The sequence below is a fragment of the Alteromonas sp. ABE4_545 genome (assembly GCF_056161325.1).
The window spans coordinates 146,617-172,124 of the sequence record NZ_JBSWYY010000001.1 but is presented as its reverse complement, the minus strand read 5'-3'; the positions used below and the strand labels follow the sequence as shown (position 1 = coordinate 172,124).

Here is a 25,508-nt window from a genome sequence, read left to right as displayed (position 1 = left end):
TCAGGGTTTTCGTATCAGCGTTTAGCTACCAAGACTTATTTGTCTTTGCGCGCTTTTGCTTCTTCAATTACTTTGTCAGCTACGTTAGTAGGACATGCTGAGTAGTGGCTGAACTCCATAGAGAACTGACCACGACCAGATGTAATAGTACGCAAGTGACCGATATAACCGAACATTTCTGAAAGCGGTACGTCAGCCTTGATGCGAACGCCAGTAGCGCCAGCTTCTTGGTCTTTGATCATACCACGACGACGGTTAAGGTCACCGATTACGTCACCAACGTTGTCTTCAGGTGAGAACACGTCAACTTTCATCACAGGCTCAAGAAGCTGAGGACCCGCTTTAGGCATAGATTGACGGAATGCACCTTTCGCTGCGATTTCGAACGCGATAGCTGATGAGTCAACTGCGTGGAAACCACCGTCGAATAGTTCAACTTCAACGTCTAGTACTGGGTAACCCGCTAGAGGACCTTGTTCCATCATAGACTTAAAGCCTTTTTCGATGGCAGGGAAGAATTCCTTAGGAACGTTACCACCAACAACAGTAGATTCAAATTTGAATCCAGTGTTAACTTCACCAGGCTTGATGCGGTAATCGATCTTACCGAACTGACCAGAACCACCAGACTGCTTCTTGTGCGTGTAGCTGTCTTCGATTGGCAACGTGATAGTTTCACGGTATGCAACCTGAGGCTGACCTACTTCTAGCTCAACGCCGTAAGTACGCTTCAAGATATCTACTTTGATGTCTAGGTGAAGCTCACCCATACCTTTAAGGATGGTTTCGCCTGAATCTTCGTCAGTTTCAACTTGGAACGACGGATCTTCTGCTACCAATTTACCGATAGCGATAGACATCTTCTCGTTAGCGCCTTTGTCTTTTGGCTTAACAGCAATTGAGATTACTGGCTCAGGGAAGATCATTGGCTCTAGTGTACAAGGGTTCTTAGGATCACAAAGCGTGTGACCAGTTTGAACGTTCTTCATACCTACAACAGCAAGAATGTCACCTGCTTGCGCAGATTGAAGCTCAGTACGTTCGTCAGCGTGCATCTCAACCATACGGCCGATACGCTCAGTTTTACCTGTTGCGCTGTTAAGGATGGTGTCACCCTTGTTCAGAACACCTGAGTAAATACGGATAAAGGTCAAGGCACCGAAACGGTCATCCATGATCTTAAACGCCAATGCGCGGAATGGCTCGTCAGTAGAAACCGTTGCTACTTCACCAGTAGGCTCACCAGTTTCTTCGTCAGTTAGCTCTTGTGGATCTACTTCTGTTGGAGAAGGAAGGAAGTCAACAACAGCGTCTAGTACCAACTGGATACCTTTGTTCTTAAATGCAGAACCACAGTATGTTGGGAAGAAAGACATATCGCGAGTACCTTTACGGATACAACGCTTCAGGTCTTCTAGAGACGGTTCTTCACCATCCATGTAAGCCATCATTAGGTCGTCGTCTTGCTCTACAGCAGTTTCAACTAGTTGCTCACGGTATTCGTTTGCTTTATCAACCATATCTGCTGGGATATCTACTACTTCGTAGTTTTCAGGAAGACCTGAATCGTCCCAGATGTACGCTTTCATATCTAGAAGGTTAACAACACCGGTGAATTGGTCTTCGATACCAATTGGAAGCGTCATTACTAGAGGGTTAGCTGCTAGTACTTTCTTAACCTGACCAACAACGCGATAGAAATCTGCGCCCATACGGTCAAGTTTGTTTACGAAGATTACACGAGCAACTTCTGATTCGTTAGCATAACGCCAGTTAGTTTCAGACTGAGGTTCAACACCGCCTGAACCACAGAATACACCGATACCACCATCCAATACTTTCAATGAACGGTATACTTCAACTGTGAAGTCTACGTGTCCAGGAGTATCGATGATGTTCATGCGGTGATCTTTCCAGAAACAGGTAGTCGCAGCAGACTGGATGGTAATACCACGCTCAGCTTCCTGTTCCATGAAGTCAGTCGTTGACTCACCGTCGTGTACTTCACCAGTTTTATGGATTTTACCGGTTAGCTTTAGGATACGTTCTGTAGTGGTAGTTTTACCCGCGTCTACGTGGGCGAAAATACCAATGTTTCTGTAATGAGATAAGTCTGCCATTAGTTCACTTTCATTGGTTCAGAGTAAAAAAACGGCCGGATTATAAAGGATTTTTGTACCACATTTACACCTTTTTCCGCAGAAAGTACGAAACTTATCCAGCGGATCCGTCACCGAATTCACTTAAGTTACTGATTAAATTAAATTAAAACCGATTTTTAGCGCTAAATAAAAAAAGCGCCACTATTGCCTGATAAGCGCTACCGTCACTTCGTCTCTGTCGTGATACAAGTGACGGATAGATAACGATATTGGGATCCCAGCCCGCTCCATACGCTCAATAATATGCATCCTCGCCGCTACCACACTTTCATAGCGACGCTTCATTGGGAGTTTGAGATTAAATATGGCATGATTTGCCCTGTTGTGACAAATCCAATCGCCCATCAATTTGGCTACCCGATCAGGTTGCTCGATCATATCACAAACTAGCAATTCTACATGCCCTAATTGTGGTCTGTAATGAAATCCATCTTCAGCGCGGTAATCCACCAAACCCGTGGCCATTAAATTCTCTGCCATTTTGCCATTGTCCACCGACTCCACATACATTCCACGGTCGACCAATTGATACGTCCAGCCGCCTGGGCAGGCGCCCAAATCCACCGCCCTAGCACCAGCGCGAAAGATGCGCTGTCTGTCGTTGTCGGTTAACTGAGTCAGTATGGCTTCTTCTAATTTTAACGTTGAACGACTTGGCGCTTCAGGTGGGAACTTCAACCGACAAATACCGTTGTAAAACGGCGCGCGAGATTTAGCAAAACTCACACCGAGTGTGGCATTGTCAAAGTCGGTGAAAAACAAGTGATAACAAGCTTTGTCCTCACGTTCTTTGTCAGTGAGGAGCTTCGCTTTGCGCAACTGTTGTCGCAATGGCACATTGAATTTACGACAAAATTTAGCCAACTCTTTACCGGCCTCGGTATCGGCAAACTCTACCCATACCTGCCCTGCCATACCTTTACTGTGGTTTTGTAATTCTGCCAACACAGGAGAAATACGGTCAGATTTGTCGTCCAGCACCAAATGGCCGTAAACACAAATGACCTGTCTAGCGAATATCAAGGTGCTGACAGGCACTTGTTTAGCAAATGTTTCAGCTTGCTCAGCTTGGTAAAAGTGAAAACGAATATAACCATCACCACTTTTAAATGTAGGGTATCCAAACCAGTTTTGTTCAGTGGTGACTGCGGTGATTTCATTTGCCGTGTCTACTTCATATCCGGGCCGGCAATAGACCAAAATCTCACTCATCAACCTGCTTCCCTTTAACCGCAGCGACGACGATACAAACCCAGCCTAGCATAAACAACAAGCCACCGAATGGCGTGATAGGCCCAAGCCACTTATGCCCCATCGTTGCCAACAAATAAAGACTGCCGCTGAAACAAAGGATGCCAGCAAAAAAGAACCCGCCAGCTCTGGTAAGCCATTTGGCATTAGCTACGTTCAATAAGGCAGGTAACACCAACATCGCCAACGCGTGATAAAACTGATACCGCACTCCAATCTCAAAGGTTTGCAGTGCACTTGGTGTTAACACTTGTTTGAGTCCATGCGCGCCAAATGCGCCGAGGATGACTGCGAATAATGCACTAAGTGCACCAATAATAATGATTACTTTCAATGCCGTGTTTCCTGAATAAAACGCATGATGACCTCAGCGGCGCTTTGAATGTGTTGAGTCTGAGTAAAGCCACTGCTTTTTCGTGGTTTTAAGCTGTGGTCGCCATCGGCAAGAAAGTGAAGCTGAATGCTGTCAGGCAACCCATATTCAGTGATTTGTGCTGATGTGCCGAAAGTATCTCGTTCTCCTTGCACAATTAACAGTGGTTTTTCCAATGTCATTAAGTGGGCAGTCCGCAGTTTTTCTGGTTTACCCGGAGGGTGAAATGGATAACCCAAGACTACCGCGCCCTGAACACGCGCAGCTTGGTTGAGGATTAATGTCGACACTCTTCCCCCCATACTCTTGCCACCAATGAAAATGGGCAACCCGTTTAATTGTGGGTCTTGTTCTATCTGGTCAATTTGCGCGAGAAAATGTGCGGTCAGCTTGTCAATTTTATCCGGCGGTCTACGTTTACCCGTTTTCTGAATGGTATGCATATATGGGAAATCAAAGCGCACTACCGCAATGCCGAGTGCGCATAGCTGAGCGGCAATGTCCTGCATAAAATCAGAATCGCTGCCCGCGCCAGCGCCATGCGCTAAGACAAGCACCGCTTCTGGCACGCTGGGCTTATCAATTAAAAATTTAGACATAGACTTGCTCCTCTTTCACTACATCGAGGATCCATTCTCTAAACGCAGCAATTTTACCTAATTCGGCTTGTGATTCTTCACACACTAAATAAAACGCATCGCGACTTTCTATTTTCTCTTCAAAAGGCATGATTAAACGCCCAGCGTCGATCTCTGGTTTCGCTAAAATGGTATTTCCCAGCGCGATGCCCTGCCCCAATGCCGCGGCTTGTAACACCAACATAGAATGGCTAAACACAGGTCCGTGATTCACGTTGACACCATTCACACCGACTAACTTGAGCCACAGTTTCCACGCAGCGCGGCTGGAGTCGTGTAACAACACGTGATGCCGTAAGTCACTGAGCTTGTCGAGAGGCTTGTCGCTTTGAAACAACATAGGTGAGCACAAAGGAGTGAGAAATTCGGTGTGGAGTTTATCGGCTTGTAAACCATTCCAACGACCCCGACCGTAGTAGATCGCCACATCGATGTCGTCGGCCAAAAAACCTTCGTCGTAATCCACCGCTTTAATGCGTACGTCGATGTCAGGAAAAGCCAAGCTAAATTGGCTAATGCGGGGTACCAACCATTGGCTTGCGAAACTCGGCGGCGTGGCAACAGTGATCGCCCCTTTGCTGCCTCGTGCCAAAAGTCTTTCTGTGGCTTCTTGCAAATTCTTAAAGATGTCTTTCAACTCAAGAAAATACGCTTGCCCCTCTTCAGTTAACAACAAGGTGCGATTGCGTCGAATAAATAACTTCATGGATAAGTATTCTTCGAGCGCTTTTATTTGATGGCTCACTGCAGCTTGAGTCACAAACAACTCATCGGCTGCTTTGGTGAAACTTAGGTGGCGAGCCGCAGCCTCAAAGGCTTTGAGCGCATTGAGAGGGGGTAAACGACGATTCAAACTCGCCTCTCTGGGCTTGACAACCCAAGAAAACATCTCATTAGTTTTTCTAAGTCAAATGACTTAATTTTACTCGTTTTAATCATTCTTCTAAATTGTTTACTATTTACACGACTTAAAAAACCCTCTTTAAATTACAGAAGGTTACAAGTCTAATTTTGTTAACTTTATTACAAAATTGCAACTTTTAACATATTATTAAAATTAGGTGTGAATATGAAAAAAATACTATTAGCAATTAGTTTACTTACTGTCACTTATACTGCAAACACGTTTGCCAACACTGTTGAGCACAAGCCTATGCTTAACGAAGCAATGGCTGCACAACTGTTAACGCTAACTATGACACAAAAGCAAAACCTTCAAATTGAAGTACAGCAGCAAGCGCATTCAGCCATTCAATTACAAGGCGAAAAATACGGTGTAAAACCTGTGTTGATAGCGCAAACCGAGCGCAACGACAACACTAAACAAGCTGATACTGAATAGTCAGCTACTCACACCTGATTTGTGTTTCGGCTGGCGTTAGCCAGCCGCACATAAATCATTTACTGTTGGCTTGTGTCCAACGGTGCAAACGACTTCACCAAATCATCTACCGCTTTCATCTGGGCCAAATAAGGCTCTAATTTAGACAATGGCAAAGCACAAGGGCCATCACACATGGCTTCATCTGGGTTAGGATGCGCTTCAATAAACAAACCAGCCAAACCTAATGCCATACCACTACGCGCTAATTGCGCAGCTTGAGCACGACGCCCATCCGCAGACGTAGCTCGACCACCCGGCATTTGAAGAGCGTGAGTCGCATCAAAAATAACCGGTGCAAACTCTTTCATGATATCCATGCCAAGCATATCAACGACAAGATTGTTATAGCCATAACAACTGCCACGTTCACACAATATGACTTTGTCATTTCCTGCTTCGCCAATCTTTTTCATAATATGACGCATTTCGTGGGGAGCCAAAAACTGCGGCTTTTTCACGTTAATCACAGCACCGGTTGCCGCCATCGCGACAACGAGGTCAGTTTGACGCGCCAAGAATGCGGGCAATTGGAGCACGTCAACCACGTCTGCCACAGGCTGGCATTGATAAGGTTCATGAACATCTGTAATGATCGGTACGTTAAAGGTGCGCTTAATTTCTTCAAAGATTTTTAAGCCTTCTTCCATGCCCGGACCACGAAAAGACGTCACAGAAGAACGGTTAGCTTTGTCAAACGACGCTTTGAACACATAAGGAATATTGAGTTTATTGGTCACTTCAACATAATGTTCGGCGATCTTCATCGCCATATCGCGAGATTCCAATACGTTCATACCACCGAACAAAACAAATGGCTTGTCGTTACCAACTTCAACACCATTAAACTGAATGACTTTGTTATTCATAATAAAGTTTTTACCTAATTAAAAGAAAAGTGGTTGCTTTGAAATAGCAACGTGCGCAGTCATAGACAAAACAACCAGCGCAAACAAAAATGCTCCCCAGCGCATCGAGGCCGTTTTGGCCTTTTTCAATGCAATTAAACCCAGCACAATATAAGTGATGACACCAACAACTTTAAAAGTAAGCCAGGCATTAACGATAGGATATTGAGACAAAATAACACAAAGCCATATTGCACTGGCTAACAATACGGTATCGATAATATGAGGCAGTACCTTCACTAGCTTTTTCTGCATGATCTCAGGGTTAAATTGAGACCAAATAAAACGGCCAATGAATAGCAAAATACTCAATGCCACGGCAGTTAGGTGAAGGTGCTTTGCCATCATATACATACGTCGTTACCTTATGTGTTTATTCAAAAATGTTGCGACCGTCTTTTAACGTCGTTTGAATCCTCTCGATGGCGTCGATATTTTCCAACAGAATCTCCACCAAATGAGGGTCAAAGTGTTTACCACTTTCAGATTTTATTGTGGCGATCACTTTTTCTAGCGGCCACGCCGGCTTGTAAGGTCGCGAATTATATAGTGCGTCGAACACATCTACCAGTGTTGCAATGCGGCTTTCAATGGCTATTTGCGTGCGTAGCATGCCGTCTGGGTATCCCGAACCATCCCATTTTTCATGATGCTCTTTGGCAAGAAGTGCAGCCAGCTTGATCGTAGGGCGCTCAGAGTTTTTCAAAATGTTATATCCAAACTCCGCATGTTGGCGTATGAGCAACTTTTCGTCTTCGGTTAGCGGGCCAGCTTTATTGAGAATTTGCTCAGACACCCGGGAACTGCCGATGTCCAGTAAAGGAATAGCTAGTTTGAGCAAACGAATACTCGAAAAAGAAAGTTTTGCGCCTTTCGCCACCACTTCGGCCATTGCCGTTAGTCGTTTGAGGTTGTTACTTTCAGGCTCTGAAAACTCCATCGCTTTACCCAAGCGCTCTATCACTTCTCTTTGGGTTTCTTCGATTTCGTTGTTCATCAATATGTTGTCAAATGCCACTTGCACATTGTCGGCAAATTTTTGCACCAGCCGTTTGTCGATGTCACTCAGTCTGCGAGGAAGACCGGTTAAAAACAGTAACGAGCCATTTAGCGAGTCACTGTCACAATAAGCCACTAAGTATTCGTCTGCATAAACAATCGCGCGTTTCTCCAACGCTTCTTTACACAGGTTGTATTCTTTGCTCGGCAAGGCGTCATGCAATTTTACCCCTTCTTTTCCGGCGTATTCACCGTTGCCCGCAAAAATATACAGCTCGCCAGAGTCTGTCATACGTTTGGGTGCTGCAACCGCAGAGGTGATATAGGCCGCATCTTTTGAGCCGCCTAAAATAGAAGCCAGTTGTTGAATAATCCCCTGCATAAAACGTTCTAACGAACGAGAGGTGAATAAATTCGTTGACGCGTCGAGTATTTTTTCTAGCCCTGAGCGCGCATCTTCGATAACCATAATGTCGCGATAAGAGCGCAAAGCAGCAATAATAACAGTGAAGAGTTTTTGTGCGGTGAGTTCTGTTTTAGACTTGTAATCGTTAATGTCATAATTAATGATGACATCTTTCTCTGGTGCTTGGCCCGGTTGGCCGGTACGCAGTATGATGCGAGTAAAGTGGTTGTCCATATCATTGCGGATGAAGTCGGCGACCTTTAGCCCCGCATCGTCAGATTCCATCACTACATCAAGCAACACAACCGCAATGTCGTCGTGCTCGCGGAACATTTGCCTAGCTTCATCGCCGTCGTAAGCACTCAAAAAAACCAGCGATTTATCATTCAGAACAAAGTCGCTCAGTGCGAGCTTAGTGACTGCGTGAACCTCTGGTTCATCGTCAACAACAAGAATCTTCCAATGTCCCAGTTCTTCTTCAATTTCTGGTTCGTCGTCATCGGCGAAAAGAAAGTCATCATTCATACTTTAAAATCCCATAAAAGCGCGCAAAGCCACCGATGGGAGCAGTGTTAACCTTTCTGTCCCAACGTGACTCTTGGTAATCCATTTAAATCAAGCAACCCTTGGCAATGCACGTATCCGTGCGCTTGCATCATTTTTATAATTTCAGGTTGTTGATTGTGCCCATGTTCTATCACTAAGTAGCCATTCGGAGCAAGGTATTCTAACGCCGTCTTGGTGATATGCCGAATATCGTCCAAACCGTCGTCTCCGGAAGTCAGTGCACTGTCTGGCTCAAAGCGAACATCACCTTGTTGAAGATACTCACTGTTCGATTCAACATAAGGCGGATTTGTCACAATAAAATCAAATGCTTGATTGGGTATAGCATCAAACCAGTGACTCGCCAACCAATCTGCGTTGAAAACTTGATTATTTTCAGCGTTTTGCTTCGCCAATGCGATGGCAGCATCGATACGGTCGACACCTAGCACATACCATTCTGGGTGCTCTACCGCCAGAGCCAACGCAATCGCACCGGTTCCCGTTCCTAAATCACACACTCGCTTGTGGTGCGGTTCAGCTCTTTCCAACACAGCTTCAACCAACAACTCTGTTTCTGGACGCGGGATCAATGTATCCGGTGTGACGGCCAGCCTGAGTGACCAAAAATCGCGATAGCCCAAAATATGAGCCACGGGTTCACCCTTATGGCGCCTCGTCACAACTTGCTTAAATTGCTGTTCTTCAGCGTCACTGATCACTTTGTCAGGCCAGGTGAACAGATAAGTTTGACTCTGTTTTAATACATCGGCGAGTAACACTTTACTGTCGACAACCGGCGATTCACCGTCCTTGAGCACCGTATTTGCCCACGCCAAGGCTTCATCAATTCTCATTTTCTTTTCCTAAAAACAAAGGGCGCTGTTAGCGCCCTTGTGTTATTCGTCAGAAAGCGACGCTAGTAGGTCGGCTTGATGCTCTTGTCGAATCGGCTCCAACAAGGCATTCAAATCGCCGCCAATGACTTCATCTAATTTATACAAAGTCAGGTTAATACGATGGTCTGTTACTCGGCCTTGCGGGAAGTTATACGTACGGATACGCTCAGAACGATCACCGCTTCCTACTAAGCTTCGGCGTGTACTCGCTTCTTCTTTCGCACGTTTATCTTCTTCCATTTGATTCAGACGCGCCTGTAACACCGACATCGCTTTGGCACGGTTTTTATGCTGTGAACGCTCATCTTGGCATTCCACAACCAACCCCGTTGGTATGTGGGTAATACGAATGGCTGAATCAGTTTTGTTAACGTGCTGACCACCGGCACCAGAAGCGCGGAAGGTATCCACACGCAAATCTGCCGCATTAATTTCAATGGCTTCTGATTCAGGGATTTCAGGCAATACCGCCACCGTACAGGCTGAGGTATGAATACGCCCTTGAGATTCTGTTTCTGGTACACGTTGTACGCGATGCCCGCCAGATTCAAACTTCATTACACCGTAGGCACCGTCACCCGCTACATTGGCAATCACTTCTTTAAAGCCACCGTGCTCGCCTTCGTTAGCACTTACCAACTCAACTCGCCAGCCTTGTGTTTCGGCGTAACGGCTATACATGCGGAATAGATCGCCTGCAAAAATCGCTGCTTCGTCGCCCCCTGCTCCCGCACGGATTTCCAAAAAGCAGTTGTGATCGTCATTCGGATCTTTTGGCAACAATAAAACTTGTAACTCAAGCTCAAGGCGTTCGATGTCGGCCTTGGCTTCTTTAATTTCTTCCTGCGCCATTTCACGCATTTCTGCGTCGTCTTCTTCCAGCATCTCTTGGGCAGACTCAAGGTTTGACTGCGCGTCTTTAAACGCGTTAAACCCTTTTACCACATCTTCTAACTGGCTAAATTCTTTGGACAAGGCACGGAACTTCTCTTGATTTCCAATAACCTCAGGGTCTCCAAGTAACGCTTGTACTTCGTCAAAGCGTTCAACGAGGTTTTCGAGTTTTGCTACTACGCTGTCTTTCATGATTTTCCTGACAATCAATATGATGCTTACTGAGCATCATCAATAATATTCATCACACTGGCGAGCCATTGCGCCTGTGTTTTATCACTCTGTGCCGCCGCCTCTCTCAATGCGAGTGTGGGTGGATGCAAAAGTGCGTTGGTTAATTTGTGCGCCAACTCCTCAACAACGGCCTCAGCGGGCTTTCCATCACTGAGTTGATTAAGGGCTTTTGCTACCAACTCGTCGCGCTGAACTTGCCCTTTTTGACGATACTGCCGCACTAAGTCAATCGATTTCTGTGCGGTTTGCCAATTGAGAAACTGCACAACTTGTTGTTGAATGATGCCTTGCGCTTCTTCTGCGGCTTTTTCCCGCGACGCCAAATTTTGTTCAACAATGTGCTGTAAATCATCGACCGTGTAGAGGTACGCATCGCCCAGTTCATTGACTTGAGCTTCTATATCCCGCGGCACCGCTAAATCAACCAGAAACATCGGCAAATTACGACGTTGTTTTAACGCTTTCTCTATCATGCCTTTGCCGATTAAGGGCAATTGGCTAGCCGTTGAACTGATAACAATGTCGAATTTGTGCAATTGTTCGGGTAATTGTGACAGAGTCATTACTTCTGCCCCCAAATTGTCAGCCAAGGCAGTAGCGCGTGCAATCGTTCTATTGGCTACGGCTAGTTTATTGACGCCTTGTTCTTTCAGATGCTGAGCCACTAACTCGATGGTTTCTCCAGCGCCAACTAATAAAACCGATTGATCCGATAGAGAAGCAAAGATATGTTTTGCTAGCTGAACTGCGGCAAAAGCAACAGAAACCGCATTGGCGCCTATCTCTGTTTCACTACGCACTCGCTTGGCAACAGAAAAAGTATGCTGAAACAGCTTCTCGAAATTACCCCCGACCATGCCAGCATTCTTTGCATTGCTAAAAGCTTGCTTTATTTGGCCAAGAATCTGAGGCTCGCCCAGTATCAAAGAATCTAGCCCACAAGCCACACGCATCACGTGTTCTATGGCCGCAGCTTGCTCGTATACGTATGCATTATCAGATACGCTATCTAGTGGAACATCGTGAAATTCAGCAAGCCATTTCAATAACTTATCTGTACAGCTATGATCAGATTTTACGTAAATTTCGGTGCGGTTACAGGTCGACACAATCACCGACTCATCCACGCCATCAAAGCCTTTTAGCGACGTCAAAGCCTCCACCAACGCGTCAGGGGTAAACGCAACGCGTTCCCTAAGCGCAACAGGGGCGGTTTTGTGGTTGATTCCGAAGGCTATTAACGTCATGAAGATCTGTGCTGGCAATATTGGAGCGGCATTGTACGAAAAAGCCAAAATGATTGAAAGTGCTTGCTGTTCTGTGTTCAACTTACATCATGATTAAAATCAATTGCTGCGCATCTTTTGTCTAAATATTTTTTTCTATTTGTTTTACTTCTCTTTATATTGGGGGGGTGTGCCAGTCAGCCGCAAGCACCGCAATCGCACGTTAACACTCCCGCACAGTTTTCCCGGCTTTCTTCACTGACACACTGGCAGGTCAAGGGCAAAATAGCAGTAAAACACCCTGATCAGTCTGTGAGTGCTTCGATGCGCTGGAATGTCAGCCCCGAAGAATCTCATTTCACCATGACTAATTTTCTTGGTGTCACATTGGCTGATATGCACGAAGAGCAAGGTGTCGCCACCATAGAAGCCGACGGCAATAGCTATTCAGATACCGACACCGACCGTCTGTTAGAAGCAGTGACTGGCTTAGCCGTACCGATTGCGCAATTAAAAAACTGGATTAAAGGCTTACCCAACAACAACGACGACTACGTACTCACAGACAAAGGGTTGGTGTATGAACTCACACCACAGTGTAATGACTGTCAGAACTGGCAAGTCAGTTACGGTAATTACAAACAAGTCAACAACGTCTGGCTCCCTTACTCTGTGACGTTAAAACACAAGCACGACACTAAACAGTGGATAAAAATTCGAATAACTCAATGGCAGATCAATTAACCATGCAACTCGATTGGTGGCCTAGCCCGGCCAAACTCAACCTGTTTCTTCATATATTAGGGCGCTACGACAACGGCTACCACCAACTTCAATCTTTGTTTCAAATCGTCGACAAAGGCGACGAACTGGCCTTTGAACTCAATGATACCGGTAGTATTACGATGGCGACACCACTCGCTGGCGTGCCTGATGAAGACAACCTAATCATCAAAGCAGCCAACGCATTGCAACGCCATGCCAACGTTCGCCAAGGTGCGCGCATTCATCTGAATAAAGCGTTACCCATGGGAGGCGGTATTGGTGGCGGGTCTTCCAACGCTGCAACAACACTCGTCGCACTCAATTATCTTTGGCAATGCGACCTCTCAGACCAAACTTTGGCTGAAATTGGACTATCCTTAGGCGCAGACGTACCTATTTTTGTACACGGTGTGACAGCGTTCGCCGGTGGCGTGGGTGAAGAAATATGCCCCACGCAGTTAGCGCCTAAAACCTATTTAATTGTCAACCCTGGTGTACACGTGAGCACAGCGGCGGTATTTACCGACCCAGCATTGCCACGCAAAACACCGGCAATCTCATGGGATGCGTACAATTTTTCCACAACACACAATGATTGTGAGGAAATTGTCTGTGAACGGCATCCGGAAGTTGCAAAATTATTACAGTGGTTGGTACACTACGCACCGTCGCGAATGACGGGCACAGGTGCGTGCGTTTTTGCCACTTTTGATGATGAAAATTTGGCCAGGCAGGTGCAAGCCAAACTGCCCAATGAATGGTCGAGCTTCATCGCGAGTGGAGTAAATGTTTCGCCGTTAAAACAAAAACTAGAACAAGCGAACCCGAAATCGGACACTGAATTTAATTAAAAATTGGGGTATAGCCAAGTTGGTAAGGCAGCGGGTTTTGATCCCGCCATTCGTAGGTTCGAGTCCTGCTACCCCAGCCACCTCCTTTTATCAATGCACTGAGGAACCACTTGTGCCAGATATGAAGCTCTTTGCAGGTAACGCCGTCCCGGAACTTGCCCAGAAGGTTGCCGACCGTCTTTACACCAAGCTTGGAAACGCCACTGTTGGCCGTTTTAGCGACGGTGAAATTGCAGTAGAAATTCATGAAAACGTCCGTGGCTCGGACGTTTTTATTATCCAATCTACGTGTGCACCAACAAATGACAACCTGATGGAACTGATTGTGATGATCGACGCCCTACGTCGGGCATCAGCGGGTCGTATTACTGCGGTTATCCCATACTTCGGTTATGCTCGACAAGACCGTCGTGTTCGTTCAGCCCGTGTTCCTATTACTGCGAAAGTCGTCGCTGACTTCTTGTCAAACGTCGGTGTAGACCGTGTTTTGACCATCGACTTACACGCAGAACAGATTCAAGGTTTCTTTGATGTGCCTGTTGATAACGCGTTTGGTACACCCATTTTGTTGAACGACATGATCAAAAGAGATTTCCAAGATCCTGTTGTTGTATCACCCGACATCGGTGGCGTAGTGCGTGCGCGTGCTACCGCAAAATTACTCAACGATACTGAGCTTGCCATTATCGATAAACGTCGTCCTAAAGCTAACGTAGCTCAGGTGATGAATATTATCGGTGATGTAAAAGACCGCGACTGTATTATTGTTGACGACATGATCGATACAGGTGGCACACTTGCCAAAGCTGCAGAAGCATTGAAAGCTCACGGTGCGCGCAAAGTATACGCTTATGCCACCCACGCTATTTTCTCAGGTAACGCAGCAAACAACTTAGCAGAATCAGTGATCGACGAAATCATTGTAACTGACAGCATTCCATTAAGTCGTGAAATGCAAGGTGTGAGCAAAGTGAAGCAACTGACCTTGTCAGAAATGCTGGCTGAGACAATTCGTCGTATCAGCAACGAAGAATCTATTTCGGCAATGTTCGAATACTAAATATCGATGGCGCAAACCTATGTTCTGGTTTGCGCCGTATTTTCCTCTGTTTCGCTATATAAATAAGCGGTGGCAGTCTTTTGCTTCTATTGGCATTGTCCCTGCGTATCGTTCCACTAGCTTAGTTCCCCCGTTTCCCCTACTCTACATACATCTTTGTTCTTCAACGTGGTCAAAAGGCAACTGTGGTTAATCAGCTTTATACTTTTATTCCTCTTGTGATCGCTATCGCGGTTGTCAGCGCTTTACTTTGGGGCCTCAATTGGCTTCTACTGTCTAAACATCAGCACTTATCCAGTGACCAAAAATTACCTCGCCAGTTGGTATTACTTTTTGCCACCATCGCTGGTGTTGTCGCCATTGTTTTAGTTTTGCCAGTAAGCGAAAGCTCCCGTAATCAAGTCATTGGGTTGATCGGTGTATTGATATCCGGTGTCATTGCTTTTTCGTCAACCACGATAGTGTCTAACTTTATGGCTGGTTTGGTCCTGCGCATCAATAAGCCGTTTCGTATTGGCGACTTTATCCGTGTTAACGGGCATGCGGGAAGAGTGGCAGAAATGGGCTTACTGGATACTGAAATTCAAACTGAAACTCGTGAGTTGATTGCCATAGCCAACAGCGTTCTCATTTCCGACCCAGTTTCTGTTGTACGATCATCAGGAGCCATTATTTCTGTCGAGTTAAGCTTAGGCTATGAAATACACCACAGCATAATTGAAAAACACCTAATTGACGCCGCAAAAGCCTGTGAACTGGAAGAGCCTTTTGTTCAAGTGATTGGATTAGGCGATTTTTCTGTTAGCTATAGGCTCGCCGGTTTACTGACTGACGTGAAAAGCATGCTGAGTGCCCGTTCAAAACTGCACAAAGCAGTACTAGACCATTTGCATCAGGCCAATATTGAAATTGTGTCGCCAGGGTTTATTAACCAACGCCCCCAACCTGCCGGCAGCGTTATGATCCCAGCCCCACCGCAGCAGGTATCACCAAGTAAAGAAGACGCCACACCCGAAGCAATATTGTTCGACAAAGCCAATGAAGCAGAGGAAAAAGATCGGGAAAAAGCGGATATTGAGCAACAAATTATTGAGCTTCAAGTTGAAATAGACGCCACAGAAGGCGAGCAGAAAGCCACATTGAAAGATCAAATAGAGCAGTTAAAAGTCAAACTAACGGCACTTCAAGGCCAACAAAATGATGTAGCTTCGCAAGACAATTTGAAAGAATGACATTTGTTCAGCGCACAGTTAAGTTTCAGCGCTATAATCAGCACTACATACATGCTCAGCTAAAAAGGAGTTCACTCATGTTTGTTCGCGCCGTCGCAACCTTATCTTTTTGCTTATTATTAGGGGCCTGCTCTCAACCAGACCCAGCCGCCACTTCAACACCATCGGGAGAAAAAGCCCATGCTACGACCGATTCTGGGCAATCTGATGGAGAAAATAGCGGAATTAAACAGGTGAAAGTGAAAGGTACAATTCGATTTAAACCCATGGAAGGCGGCTTTTTTGCTTTAGAAAGCGTAAATGGCCAAAAATACACCTTGATGGGGCTACCCAAAGCCCATAAAAGAGATGGCTTAATAGTAGAAATTGAGGGGTCAGTAAATCCGGACATGATGACCATCTATCAATTCGGCGAACCTCTCAAAGTAACGCACGTTAACGTAATTGACGATAGCAAAGCCGAAAAAGCCAAACCGGTCAACAATAGCAATATTTAATCGAGGGTTTTGCTTACGCCAGCCTAGCCTGTCTATTTTAGGTTTGTATATATCAAAGGGTGGTGGTAGAATTCGCCGCCCGTTAAATACGGGGCGCCTTTATTTTGCCTTGGTAGCAAGGTGAGTAAGGGTAGCAAGCAGTGGGTTTTGGTCGCAAAAGCCTGCTTAAATCTAACATTTATATACTCGGAGACAGTCACATGTCTGATGCAATTTTTAATTTGGATGCGGAAGTCCGCACCGACCTAGGGAAAGGTGCGAGCCGCCGCCTACGTCACGCTGACAAAGTTCCTGCGATCCTTTACGGTGGTGAAGAAGCGCCTGTAGCACTAACTTTGGAACACAACAAAGTTATCCAAGCTCAAGAATTTGAAGCTTTCTACTCACACGTTCTTACTTTGAACATCGGTGGCGAAAAAGTTGAAGCACTTCTTAAAGACGTTCAACGTCACCCGTACAAGCCAAAAGTAACACACTTGGATTTCCAACGTGTTATCGCTGGTCAAGAAGTTCACACTCAGGTTCCTGTTCACTTCATCAACGAAGCAAACAACGCAGCTGTTAAAGCTGGCGGTATCGCTGAGCACCACGTTACAGAAATCGACGTAACTTGCTTGCCTTCAAACCTTCCTGAGTTCATCGAAGTTGACGTTGCTGGTCTAGAAATGGGTCAAACTCTTCACCTTTCTGACGTAACTCTTCCTGCTGGCGTAGCTTCTGTTGAGCTAGCTAAAGATGACGAAGCGCATAACCTAGCGGTTATCACTATCAAAGCACCTAAGGGTGGCGCTGAAGAAGCAGAAGAAGACGCAGCTGAGGAATAATCAGCTTGACGGATATTCGTCTTATCGTGGGCCTGGGTAATCCAGGCCCCGAATATGCCCAAACCAGACACAACGCTGGCGAATGGTTTCTCAACGAACTCGCTCGTTGCTACAACACCTCCCTCACTCCAGAAAGTAAGTTCTTCGGTAAAACCGGCCGTATCAACATTGCCGGACAAGATATTCGCTTATTGTTCCCTACAACATTTATGAACAAAAGTGGCCAAGCAGTAGCTGCACTAGCAAACTTTTATCGAATTGAACCTGAACAGATTCTCGTCGCCTTTGATGAATTGGATATGCCTGCAGGCGTTGCCAAATTTAAAGTCGGTGGTAGCTCTAGCCAAAATGGCATTAGAGACATTGTTGCTAGAATGGGCAACAACAAAAACTTTCTACGCTTGCGAATTGGTATCGGGCACCCCGGCCATAAAAGCAAGGTGACAGGTCATGTATTAGGTAAACCTTCAGCCGCCGAAAAGGCAGCCATTGAAGACACCATAGACGAAGCTGTACGTTGTACCGAAATTTTGCTTAAAAATGATCTAAAAATGGCGCAAAATCGCCTGCATAGCTTTAAAGCAGACAACAGTTAATTGATATCAAGGATCCATCATGGGATTTAAATGTGGCATTGTCGGTTTGCCTAACGTAGGTAAATCAACGCTATTTAACGCACTGACTAAAGCAGGAATCGAAGCGGCAAACTTCCCTTTCTGTACTATTGAACCCAATACAGGTGTTGTTGCGGTTCCTGATCTTCGTCTCGACAAGCTTGCAGAAATTGTTAAGCCAGAGCGCGTTGTACCAACCACCATGGAATTCGTTGATATCGCCGGTTTGGTTGAAGGCGCTTCAAAAGGTGAAGGTCTTGGTAATAAATTTTTGGCTAACATCCGTGAAACCGATGCCATCGGCCACGTAGTACGTTGTTTCGAAGACGAGAACATTGTTCACGTTGCAGGTAAAGTTAGCCCTCAAGACGACATTGACGTTATCAACACTGAGCTTGCACTGGCTGATTTAGAAACCACAGAAAAAGCCTTGCTTCGTGTAGCTAAGCGGGCCAAAGGTGGCGACGCTGATGCCAAGTTTGAACTCAAGGTACTAGAAAAAATCAAACCTCACCTAGATGAAGGTGCCCTTCTTCGTTCTGTCGAACTGAGCAAAGAAGAGTTAGCCGCGATTAGCTATATGAACATGTTGACGCTTAAGCCAACCATGTACATTGCTAACGTGAATGATGACGGTTTTGAAAACAACCCACTACTCGATAAAGTTAAAGAGATTGCTGAAGGCGAAAACGCGGTTGTGGTTGCAGTATGCGCCGCAATCGAGTCTGAAATAGCCGAACTCGATGACGATGAAAAAGCCGAGTTTATGGAAGACATGGGCTTAGAAGAGCCTGGCCTTAACCGTGTAATTCGCGCTGGTTATAACTTGCTAACGCTACAAACCTACTTCACCGCCGGTGTGAAAGAAGTGCGTGCCTGGACCTACCCTGAAGGTTCAACTGCACCTCAAGCCGCCGGAAAAATCCATACCGATTTCGAAAAAGGTTTTATCCGTGCTGAAGTGGTTGGTTACGACAACTTTGTTGAGTTTAACGGTGAGCAAGGTGCTAAAGACGCAGGTAAATGGCGTCTAGAAGGGAAAGACTACATCGTAAAAGACGGTGATGTGATTCACTTCCGTTTTAACGTCTAAGTTAAACCTAAAGCATTGTTGAAGCCCCGTTATCGAGTTCGATAACGGGGCTTTTTGTTACTCATCACTCGGCACGTAAATCAGAGTACCATCAGCCATCTGAAATGTTTCGCCAGCCTTCACGCCTTGTCCTTGACCAATCTCACCAGACGATTCGTATTTAGTTAGTTTCTCGCCTTCTTTGATTGTCATTTTCATATCCGGCTTACCGGCATTTTCAATAACAACGACATCTTTATTGGAAAATGGGTTCAACGGGTTGGCAGCAATGACCGCCAACAAAATGCCGATAATAACCAAGAACAAATCGACCAGGTTGACCACCGACAAAATGGGGTCATCAGCGTCGTCACTGTCAAGGAAGCGCATGGGTCGCCTCCGCTGCCTGTTGTTGCTTTTCAAATTCGCGTAATTCTTCCAACAACCAGCGGCGTTTCACCGTAACAACAGCAAAAGTAATACTAGCTGCAACCAATGACAAGATTACCGCTGAAAATGCCACAACCATATTACTCGACACCTCACTCACCTCGCCCTCTCCTAAAGCCAGCAAGGCAGGGCCAATTGAAATCATAGTGGCGACTAAACCCAACATAGGTGCGGTACGCGTCACTATGCGCAGGTTTTCCAGCCGTTTTACGATCCACAATTCAACGTCATCGGTATGGGTTAATTGACCCTGACGATACAAGTAGAGTAGTTCAGACGCATAAACGCGCTGAAAACGCTGAATATGCTCCATAACAAAACGCCCCAATGCAACCAACGCGTAGGCCAAAGACAACAAAATAAGCCCCATAACCGGATACAAAAAGAATCGGGTAAGGCCGTACAAAACAGATTCAAATTCATTCATCAATAATTAACTCTGTGAAAATAGTTTGTTTTTACGCTTCTGAGCAATAATACCAACCGCCAGTAATAACAAGATTCCGGCAATCATTAACAGTTGCAGAACAGGTAACGAAGTTGCGGATGGCGGGCTTTCTACCTTTTTTAAGGTTTGGCCAGAGACCATTTGCCCTGCACCTCTCGGTTGTGTTCCTAAACCGAACCCCGCCATCATTTCCTGTAAAAACTGTTCGGTTTTCTCTGGCGCAGCATGTTGAGGATTAGCTTGTTGTAACTCATCGTAACGCTGTGCCAATGCTGCCTTCGCCTTATCACTGGCTTGCCAGTAATCTTTGCGAATGGCCTCAACCATACGTTCGATCAATTGCATTTGGGCAACGGGATGCTGTTCGTCAAACCACTCGTTAAGTCCCAGCTCGTATTTATCTTCAACGAACACTTCACTCAGTGCTTCCCACTGATCGTCCCTAATCACCTCCGGAGCCATAGCCTGCCAGCCAAACACGTTGTTAACGGTGTCCAACATATTTAAGGCGCCAGCATACCCTTCTGTTTGCATATTGGTTATCCAACTCGGATTGAGGTAACGAGCACGCATTTCTTCACTAATAAAAGTCGCAGTAGTTACCGTACGGGACACCGATGAACGTAAGTCATTAATATAGAGTTCAGGGGACTGCCCGTTTATCTTGCGCACTGCTGATGCCATTCCCCCCAGAAACTCAAACGGATGGTCGGTGGACAACATACCGTGCAGGTTTGACGAGCGTGACATAACCGCAGCGTCGACACCTTTTAATTGCTCACCAAATAGATTGGAATTGCCGGGTAATCGCGTTCCCCAGTTTTTTCGGCCAAATGCATATTGCAGACGACTCAGATACTGATCAGCCAGTGCGGAATCATCATCCCAACGGGTCGAATCAAGAGCAAGGTCCGGGACTCCGGTTCCGTAATCTCCGGGTTCGTTACCAAACAAACGAATCTTGGCTAGTTCCTCAGCTTGCTCTGCATCTATACCTTTTGCAATAAGGGCATTCGTTAAGGCCTTGCTGTTGGTCGCAATAGGGTTACCGTCAGATAGTTCAGCAATGTCCGCAATTGCCTCCGCCAGCAGGTTCATAAACCCGTCAAACTGATCGCGATATAAGCTGGTTAATTGCAATACTACGTCGATACGCTCACGATCCAACTCGCCTTGGGGGATAATTTCTAACCGCTCCAATCGGCCATTGCGGCCCCAAACGGGTCTCAATCCCAAAGCATGTAGCACCTGACCTTCCACTACTCCCATATGTCGCTGAGACTCACTGGACCACATGGAAAACGCCAGCTTTTTCGGCGCACGGTCATGCGCATCGATATAATTATCGATCACTTGTTGTAGTGCTTTTTCGCTGGCCTTGTAGGCTGATGGGCTAGGTATTTTGAGTGGATCAAAACCATACAGATTGGTGCCACTGGTAGTTTCAGGCATACGCACAGGGTCTCCGCCTAGTCCCCCGGGAACAAACCCACCATCCAGCGCATTTAACAGTGCTGACATTTCATTGTTCGCGGTCAAATGCGCATAGTTATAACGTGCAGTATCCAGCCATTCATTCAAACTCTCATTATCGGGCGCGTTAAATTCATTTAGCACAGCATTGCGTAATAACAACATGGCATTACTGGTTTTGATAGTCTCCAAATCGGCCGCCAGATACTCTTTCGGATTTTCGCCCGCAGCCTCATAAAAATCAGGCCCTAACTGCTGCAGTACTGTAAGCAATCGATGTTCTTGTAAAGCACTCACCCCAAATGTGTGTAAACCAAGTGGTGTTACACTGGCGGCCAGCGCATGTAAATGATCGTGTAGTGCATCATAAAAATGTGCAAAATCCTGATCAATGTCGGCACGGATGAAGCCCAATTCTTTATCCAGCGACATGGCTTCAGATTGAGCAATGAGTTTATTCACAACCTCTTGTTTCACTTGTCCTTCGGAGAGCAATTCATATTCGTGGATCAAGCCGTGAATATCGAGTAATTCTTTATACAAGCCAGAAGGCGCAAAGGCGGGAGTTTGATGGCTTACTGTCGTCGCACGACCTCGTCGCCGGGCTTGTAATGCTTCCGTGACGTTATCCTGTATATAGGGATAAATAACCGGCAAATCCCCAAGAGTTAAAAACGGATAGTCATTTGCACTCAGTCCTTTCGCTTTACCTGGCGTCCATTCTTGCGTGCCATGGGTACCAAAATGGATTACCGCAGAAAGTAGTCTTTGCTGCAGGGCTAAATAGGCTGCCAAATAATAGTGATCAGGTGGTACTTTGGTGTCGTGTGTATCCGCGCCTACTTTCCCTGAACGTGGTGGTTGTGGCATTAACAACAGGTTTTGCCATTGCTGCGCAGGAAATATAAACACCTTTTGATTATTTATTTCACGTAATGCCCAATGCTCGTTCACCTTACCCCATTTTTCATTCACTTCCTGACGGATGGTTTCAGGTAAACGTTGAAACCATTGTTGGTAGTCGGCAACGCTTAGGGAAATAGCTGCGCCCTGTTGATAAAGCTCAACTAAGCGTTCAGGGTGATACAAACCACCGATCAGTTGTTTGCCCTTGGCTATGATTTCAGCTTCTGTCTTATAGGGGACACGATAATCATTGCGTGCTAACTCAGCGATAACCGATGCAATACTGGCAGGAACATTTAGGTTTGAGGCAGAAAAGTTTTCTTCGCCAGACGGGGTATTCCAGAATAACAACGCGAGTTGCTTTTGCTGATTTACTTGAGTTTGTAAACGCGATAACGCCCGGATTTTACCCAGCAACAGTGACGTTTGCTCGGGGATTAGCTGTGCTTCCCCCTCCTCCATCGCGGCGATCACTAAGGGGTCTGTCATTCCCCAAGCTTCGGGTACCGCCATGAGAGTAGCCGCTGTAGCGGCAGCTAGTCCATTGACATCATTTCGCCAATCCTGAACGCTGCCATTACGATAAGTAAATGCTTGTAAGATCGGAATATTCAACGTGGCAAACTCTGCTTTTCTCGCCTCGCCATTTTGCATATGGGTCATGTTGACTACCGCGACAGGTTGCGAACCATGCCAGAATTGCGTAAGCCCATCGCTTTGCGACTGATTGAACCAAAATATGACTGGCTTGATGCCAAATGTCTCGGCTTCTAGATACAAGGCGTCAAGCATCGAGGTTTGCATATTACTGATCAGACTATCGGAGATCACAAAGCCGGCCAGCGGTAATGAATCATTATCCGTGTCAGAAAGGTAAGTCGACAGATTAGGGTAGAGACCTGACGGCGAGTAAACACCAGTATCTGATAGTGTTATTGCTGGCGGTAAGCTGGTAAGTGGCAGCCCCGCTAATAAACTTTTAACCCCAGCAAGCATATATCGATAATTTCGCTCCGTACCATGCTGATAGTACCCCATAAGTTGACGTGCGACAGGCGGAGCTAAATGCCCAAACATGGGACGCCCACCGCCAATTTGTATCCAGGGTACACTTATCTTAGCAGTGCCGTTAGGCAACAGAGATTCCGCAGCAGCTCGGTCTGACGGCCTGGGGCCGTCAAGTATCATCAATTGTGCGTTGTCTATCGTCTGTTGACTAACAGGATCATCAACACCAGCAACAGCAACTTCAACCCTGAGTTGATAATCAGCGGCCAGTTTATCCAGTTGTTTGAATTTATTAGCGGGTACAAAATCTGACGTGAGTACCAGTATCGTGTCTGACTTGTTTGCCAGCACTGGGCTGGCAAACAATGTGATTGCTATAATCAATAACCAGCTACGCATCAGAAACTCAACTGCGTGCTGATAGATACCGTTCTGCCAGGCTCTACAAATTCAAAGTTTGCAGATTCATCGAGAAGATACACATCAGTCAGATTTTCAATATTAGCCTGGATACGCCAGTTATCTGTTAGCTTGTAACTCGCACTCACATACATCAATTGATAGCTTGGCAAAGTATCTTCATCTATCAATTGTTCACCAACGTGTTCCACTCGCAATTGCGTGGTGATTTTATCTGTTGGTTTCCAAAGCAATTCGGCATACCCGGAAGTTTCTGGCTTATTTTGTAAATCCACATTGTCGGTGTCATTGTGGGCATCCAGATAGTTAGCATTCGCCGTTACAGCAAAAGCGTCACTAATATCCCAACTTGCTGCCAGTTCAACACCTTGCAGCGAGGACTTTGCAACATTTCGATAATTGCGGATAGCACCCCGGCCATCACATCCAGACACACAGAAGGTTTCGATTAAATCATCGGCATCGGTTCTGAATAGTGTAGAGGTGATATGCCAGCTTTTGGTACCGTAGCGAACAGACAGCTCGTAAGCTTTATTAGTTTCAGGTTGCAGATCCGGGTTACCTACGATGTAAAATAACCCGCCGGCAGCCGACGCTTCATACTCTGGCGAAAGCTGCTTCAGACTCGGGGCTTTGAAACCTTCTCCGTAACCACCTTTAACAACCCAACCGCCCTGAGACCAAACAAGATAAGCCCGCGGACTGGTTTCCCAGCCATAACTGTCATGGTGGTCAAAACGTCCGCCGAGCAAAAGGGACACGCTATCATCGATTGCCCAGTCATCCTGGATAAACAGCGATTTCTGAATTGACTGTCTTTCGCCACGGTCATTCACATCTTCGCTCTTCAGGTTTTGCTTCCACCACTGCACACCGGCTTGGACGTGATGATTAGCGATTTCTTTGGCTACTTTTCCGTCGACAATCTCTTCGCTAATGGTACTTGGTGCAGTAGCAGAAATACCCGCAGTTCGCGTATTTTCGCGGTCTATCTCTGTGCGATACAGCCTCATGGTGGATTCACCCCATGACCACGAGCCCTGATGTTGCAATGACAATTGCACTCGCTCAATATCGTCCATGTACGTGTAATAGGTACTGCGCGATACGGTATCACGCCAGCGGAACTCATCAACCAGCGCAACTGACGCATCTATGGTTTGATTATCATCAGGCATCCAGGACACGTTAGCCCGCACATTTTTACGCTTATTACCTTCAATGTCAGATAATCCAGGATCGTCAGCATTGGCCACATCACCCTGATATTGCTGAGAGGCTGCAACGCGCACAAACACTTTGTCATTTGCCAACGAACCGGCTGATGAGACGCCTAGTCGATAGTTGTTAGTATTTTCTTCGTCACTGCGTTGACTACCCATGGCGTCCAGAGTTGTGCGCCAACTCTGACTCACCTTCTTCGTAATAATGTTGATTACACCACCCAGCGCATCAGAACCGTATAGTGCAGAAATGGGGCCACGAACAACTTCAATACGCTCAATATCACTGGCAGGAATAGCGCTGAGTTCGTAATTGGAGTGCGCGATAAGATCGGCAGACCCACCAACGCGCTGCCCATCGATAAGCACAAGAGTTTGGTCGGCGTCCATTCCGCGAATCTCTATGCCTTTTCGGCCAAAACCAACGGCACTCATATTCACACCTGTTTCGCCTCGTAGCGCATCAGTGACATCCATCACAACCCTGCGCTCGATTTGTTCCTGGGTAATAACGCTGACACTTGCTGGCGCAACACTCAGTAGTTTTTCAGAAGAACTGGACGTAATGACGATTGATTCAATGTTGGATTCAGTTTCGGCGCTCAATGCACCAGACGTTGCCATAGCCACTGCCAGGCCTAATAAAGATTTATTTATTGTTTTCATAGGTACGTTATAACATAACAATTCAGAGTAATAATTTTACGTCGAAATGGAATGAAAGATGGAAATTACACCGACGCGTGCT

General features: G+C 46.1%; 24 protein-coding genes and 1 tRNA gene. 10 read left to right on the top strand and 15 right to left on the bottom strand.

From position 1 onward, the window contains the following. Positions 1-35: 35 nt before the first annotated feature. The 5 genes from fusA to ACXAH6_RS00865 all read right to left on the bottom strand — a co-directional run bounded on the left by fusA (position 36) and on the right by ACXAH6_RS00865 (position 5,277). Positions 36-2,120, bottom strand: coding sequence for an elongation factor G (fusA, locus tag ACXAH6_RS00885; protein WP_474874736.1), 2,085 nt, complete (start codon positions 2,118-2,120; stop codon positions 36-38). Positions 2,121-2,303: 183 nt separating this feature from the next. Next, positions 2,304-3,374: a 23S rRNA (cytidine(2498)-2'-O)-methyltransferase RlmM gene (gene rlmM / locus ACXAH6_RS00880; protein WP_474874735.1), complete on the bottom strand. Its 1,071-nt coding sequence runs from the start codon at positions 3,372-3,374 to the stop codon at positions 2,304-2,306. Beyond that, positions 3,367-3,747, bottom strand: a complete 381-nt coding sequence (locus tag ACXAH6_RS00875) for a DUF423 domain-containing protein (RefSeq protein WP_474874734.1) — start codon at positions 3,745-3,747, stop codon at positions 3,367-3,369. Before ACXAH6_RS00875 ends, rlmM begins: the two co-directional genes overlap by 8 nt. Next, positions 3,744-4,385 (bottom strand): alpha/beta fold hydrolase, encoded by a 642-nt coding sequence (locus ACXAH6_RS00870; RefSeq protein ID WP_474874733.1) that lies wholly within the window; start codon positions 4,383-4,385, stop codon positions 3,744-3,746. The genes ACXAH6_RS00875 and ACXAH6_RS00870 overlap by 4 nt, the downstream gene beginning before the upstream one ends. Next, positions 4,378-5,277, bottom strand: a complete 900-nt coding sequence (locus ACXAH6_RS00865; RefSeq protein WP_474875032.1) for a transcriptional regulator GcvA — start codon at positions 5,275-5,277, stop codon at positions 4,378-4,380. Before ACXAH6_RS00865 ends, ACXAH6_RS00870 begins: the two co-directional genes overlap by 8 nt. 216 nt (positions 5,278-5,493) lie before the next feature. Between ACXAH6_RS00865 and ACXAH6_RS00860 the strand changes: the two genes are divergently transcribed. Then, positions 5,494-5,766 carry a hypothetical protein gene (locus tag ACXAH6_RS00860; protein WP_474874732.1) on the top strand — a complete coding sequence of 91 codons (273 nt, stop codon included), beginning with the start codon at positions 5,494-5,496 and terminating at the stop codon, positions 5,764-5,766. A 59-nt stretch (positions 5,767-5,825) separates the two neighbouring features. Here ACXAH6_RS00860 and kdsA read toward each other — a convergent pair whose 3' ends face one another. The 6 genes from kdsA to hemA are packed head-to-tail and all read right to left on the bottom strand — an operon-like array spanning position 5,826 to position 11,938. Next, positions 5,826-6,674 carry a 3-deoxy-8-phosphooctulonate synthase gene (gene kdsA / locus ACXAH6_RS00855; protein ID WP_474874731.1) on the bottom strand — a complete coding sequence of 283 codons (849 nt, stop codon included), beginning with the start codon at positions 6,672-6,674 and terminating at the stop codon, positions 5,826-5,828. A gap of 18 nt (positions 6,675-6,692) precedes the next feature. After that, positions 6,693-7,067, bottom strand: a complete 375-nt coding sequence (locus ACXAH6_RS00850; protein ID WP_474874730.1) for a SirB2 family protein — start codon at positions 7,065-7,067, stop codon at positions 6,693-6,695. A gap of 19 nt (positions 7,068-7,086) precedes the next feature. Next, the gene (locus ACXAH6_RS00845) at positions 7,087-8,643 is read right to left on the bottom strand and encodes a DUF3369 domain-containing protein (RefSeq protein WP_474874729.1); all 1,557 of its coding nucleotides are present in this window, start codon (positions 8,641-8,643) and stop codon (positions 7,087-7,089) included. A gap of 47 nt (positions 8,644-8,690) precedes the next feature. Beyond that, entirely contained in the window at positions 8,691-9,521 is an 831-nt protein-coding gene (gene prmC, locus ACXAH6_RS00840) for a peptide chain release factor N(5)-glutamine methyltransferase (RefSeq protein ID WP_474874728.1), read from the bottom strand. 42 nt (positions 9,522-9,563) lie between these two features. Further along, on the bottom strand, positions 9,564-10,649 hold the full coding sequence (gene prfA, locus ACXAH6_RS00835; RefSeq protein WP_474874727.1) for a peptide chain release factor 1: 1,086 nt from the start codon (positions 10,647-10,649) through the stop codon (positions 9,564-9,566). A 26-nt stretch (positions 10,650-10,675) separates the two neighbouring features. Beyond that, positions 10,676-11,938 carry a glutamyl-tRNA reductase gene (hemA, locus tag ACXAH6_RS00830; protein WP_474874726.1) on the bottom strand — a complete coding sequence of 421 codons (1,263 nt, stop codon included), beginning with the start codon at positions 11,936-11,938 and terminating at the stop codon, positions 10,676-10,678. Positions 11,939-12,055: 117 nt separating this feature from the next. On the opposite strand from hemA, the gene lolB reads away from it, so the two are divergent. The 9 genes from lolB to ychF all read left to right on the top strand — a co-directional run bounded on the left by lolB (position 12,056) and on the right by ychF (position 18,853). Next, positions 12,056-12,661, top strand: coding sequence for a lipoprotein insertase outer membrane protein LolB (lolB, locus tag ACXAH6_RS00825; RefSeq protein ID WP_474874725.1), 606 nt, complete (start codon positions 12,056-12,058; stop codon positions 12,659-12,661). After that, entirely contained in the window at positions 12,646-13,533 is an 888-nt protein-coding gene (gene ispE / locus ACXAH6_RS00820) for a 4-(cytidine 5'-diphospho)-2-C-methyl-D-erythritol kinase (RefSeq protein WP_474874724.1), read from the top strand. The genes lolB and ispE overlap by 16 nt, the downstream gene beginning before the upstream one ends. Before the next feature lie 4 nt (positions 13,534-13,537). Continuing rightward, positions 13,538-13,613: transfer RNA gene (locus ACXAH6_RS00815), tRNA-Gln, on the top strand. Positions 13,614-13,645: 32 nt separating this feature from the next. After that, on the top strand, positions 13,646-14,593 hold the full coding sequence (locus ACXAH6_RS00810; protein WP_474874723.1) for a ribose-phosphate pyrophosphokinase: 948 nt from the start codon (positions 13,646-13,648) through the stop codon (positions 14,591-14,593). A 185-nt stretch (positions 14,594-14,778) separates the two neighbouring features. Next, the gene (locus ACXAH6_RS00805) at positions 14,779-15,825 is read left to right on the top strand and encodes a mechanosensitive ion channel domain-containing protein (RefSeq protein ID WP_474874722.1); all 1,047 of its coding nucleotides are present in this window, start codon (positions 14,779-14,781) and stop codon (positions 15,823-15,825) included. Positions 15,826-15,902: 77 nt separating this feature from the next. Beyond that, the gene (locus ACXAH6_RS00800) at positions 15,903-16,322 is read left to right on the top strand and encodes a hypothetical protein (RefSeq protein ID WP_474874721.1); all 420 of its coding nucleotides are present in this window, start codon (positions 15,903-15,905) and stop codon (positions 16,320-16,322) included. Between the two features lie 200 nt (positions 16,323-16,522). Continuing rightward, positions 16,523-17,146: a 50S ribosomal protein L25/general stress protein Ctc gene (locus tag ACXAH6_RS00795; RefSeq protein ID WP_474874720.1), complete on the top strand. Its 624-nt coding sequence runs from the start codon at positions 16,523-16,525 to the stop codon at positions 17,144-17,146. A gap of 5 nt (positions 17,147-17,151) precedes the next feature. Beyond that, entirely contained in the window at positions 17,152-17,742 is a 591-nt protein-coding gene (gene pth / locus ACXAH6_RS00790; RefSeq protein WP_474874719.1) for an aminoacyl-tRNA hydrolase, read from the top strand. Between the two features lie 19 nt (positions 17,743-17,761). Next, on the top strand, positions 17,762-18,853 hold the full coding sequence (gene ychF, locus ACXAH6_RS00785; protein ID WP_474874718.1) for a redox-regulated ATPase YchF: 1,092 nt from the start codon (positions 17,762-17,764) through the stop codon (positions 18,851-18,853). A gap of 57 nt (positions 18,854-18,910) precedes the next feature. On the opposite strand, the gene ACXAH6_RS00780 is transcribed toward ychF, so the two are convergent. From ACXAH6_RS00780 to ACXAH6_RS00765, 4 genes are read right to left on the bottom strand one after another with little or no spacing between them, the layout of a single operon-like run. After that, on the bottom strand, positions 18,911-19,222 hold the full coding sequence (locus ACXAH6_RS00780; protein ID WP_474874717.1) for a DUF2149 domain-containing protein: 312 nt from the start codon (positions 19,220-19,222) through the stop codon (positions 18,911-18,913). After that, positions 19,209-19,709, bottom strand: coding sequence for a MotA/TolQ/ExbB proton channel family protein (locus ACXAH6_RS00775; RefSeq protein WP_474874716.1), 501 nt, complete (start codon positions 19,707-19,709; stop codon positions 19,209-19,211). Before ACXAH6_RS00775 ends, ACXAH6_RS00780 begins: the two co-directional genes overlap by 14 nt. Before the next feature lie 6 nt (positions 19,710-19,715). Further along, on the bottom strand, positions 19,716-23,516 hold the full coding sequence (cobN, locus tag ACXAH6_RS00770) for a cobaltochelatase subunit CobN (RefSeq protein WP_474874715.1): 3,801 nt from the start codon (positions 23,514-23,516) through the stop codon (positions 19,716-19,718). Beyond that, positions 23,516-25,384, bottom strand: coding sequence for a TonB-dependent receptor plug domain-containing protein (locus ACXAH6_RS00765; RefSeq protein ID WP_474874714.1), 1,869 nt, complete (start codon positions 25,382-25,384; stop codon positions 23,516-23,518). Before ACXAH6_RS00765 ends, cobN begins: the two co-directional genes overlap by 1 nt. Positions 25,385-25,508: the final 124 nt, after the last annotated feature.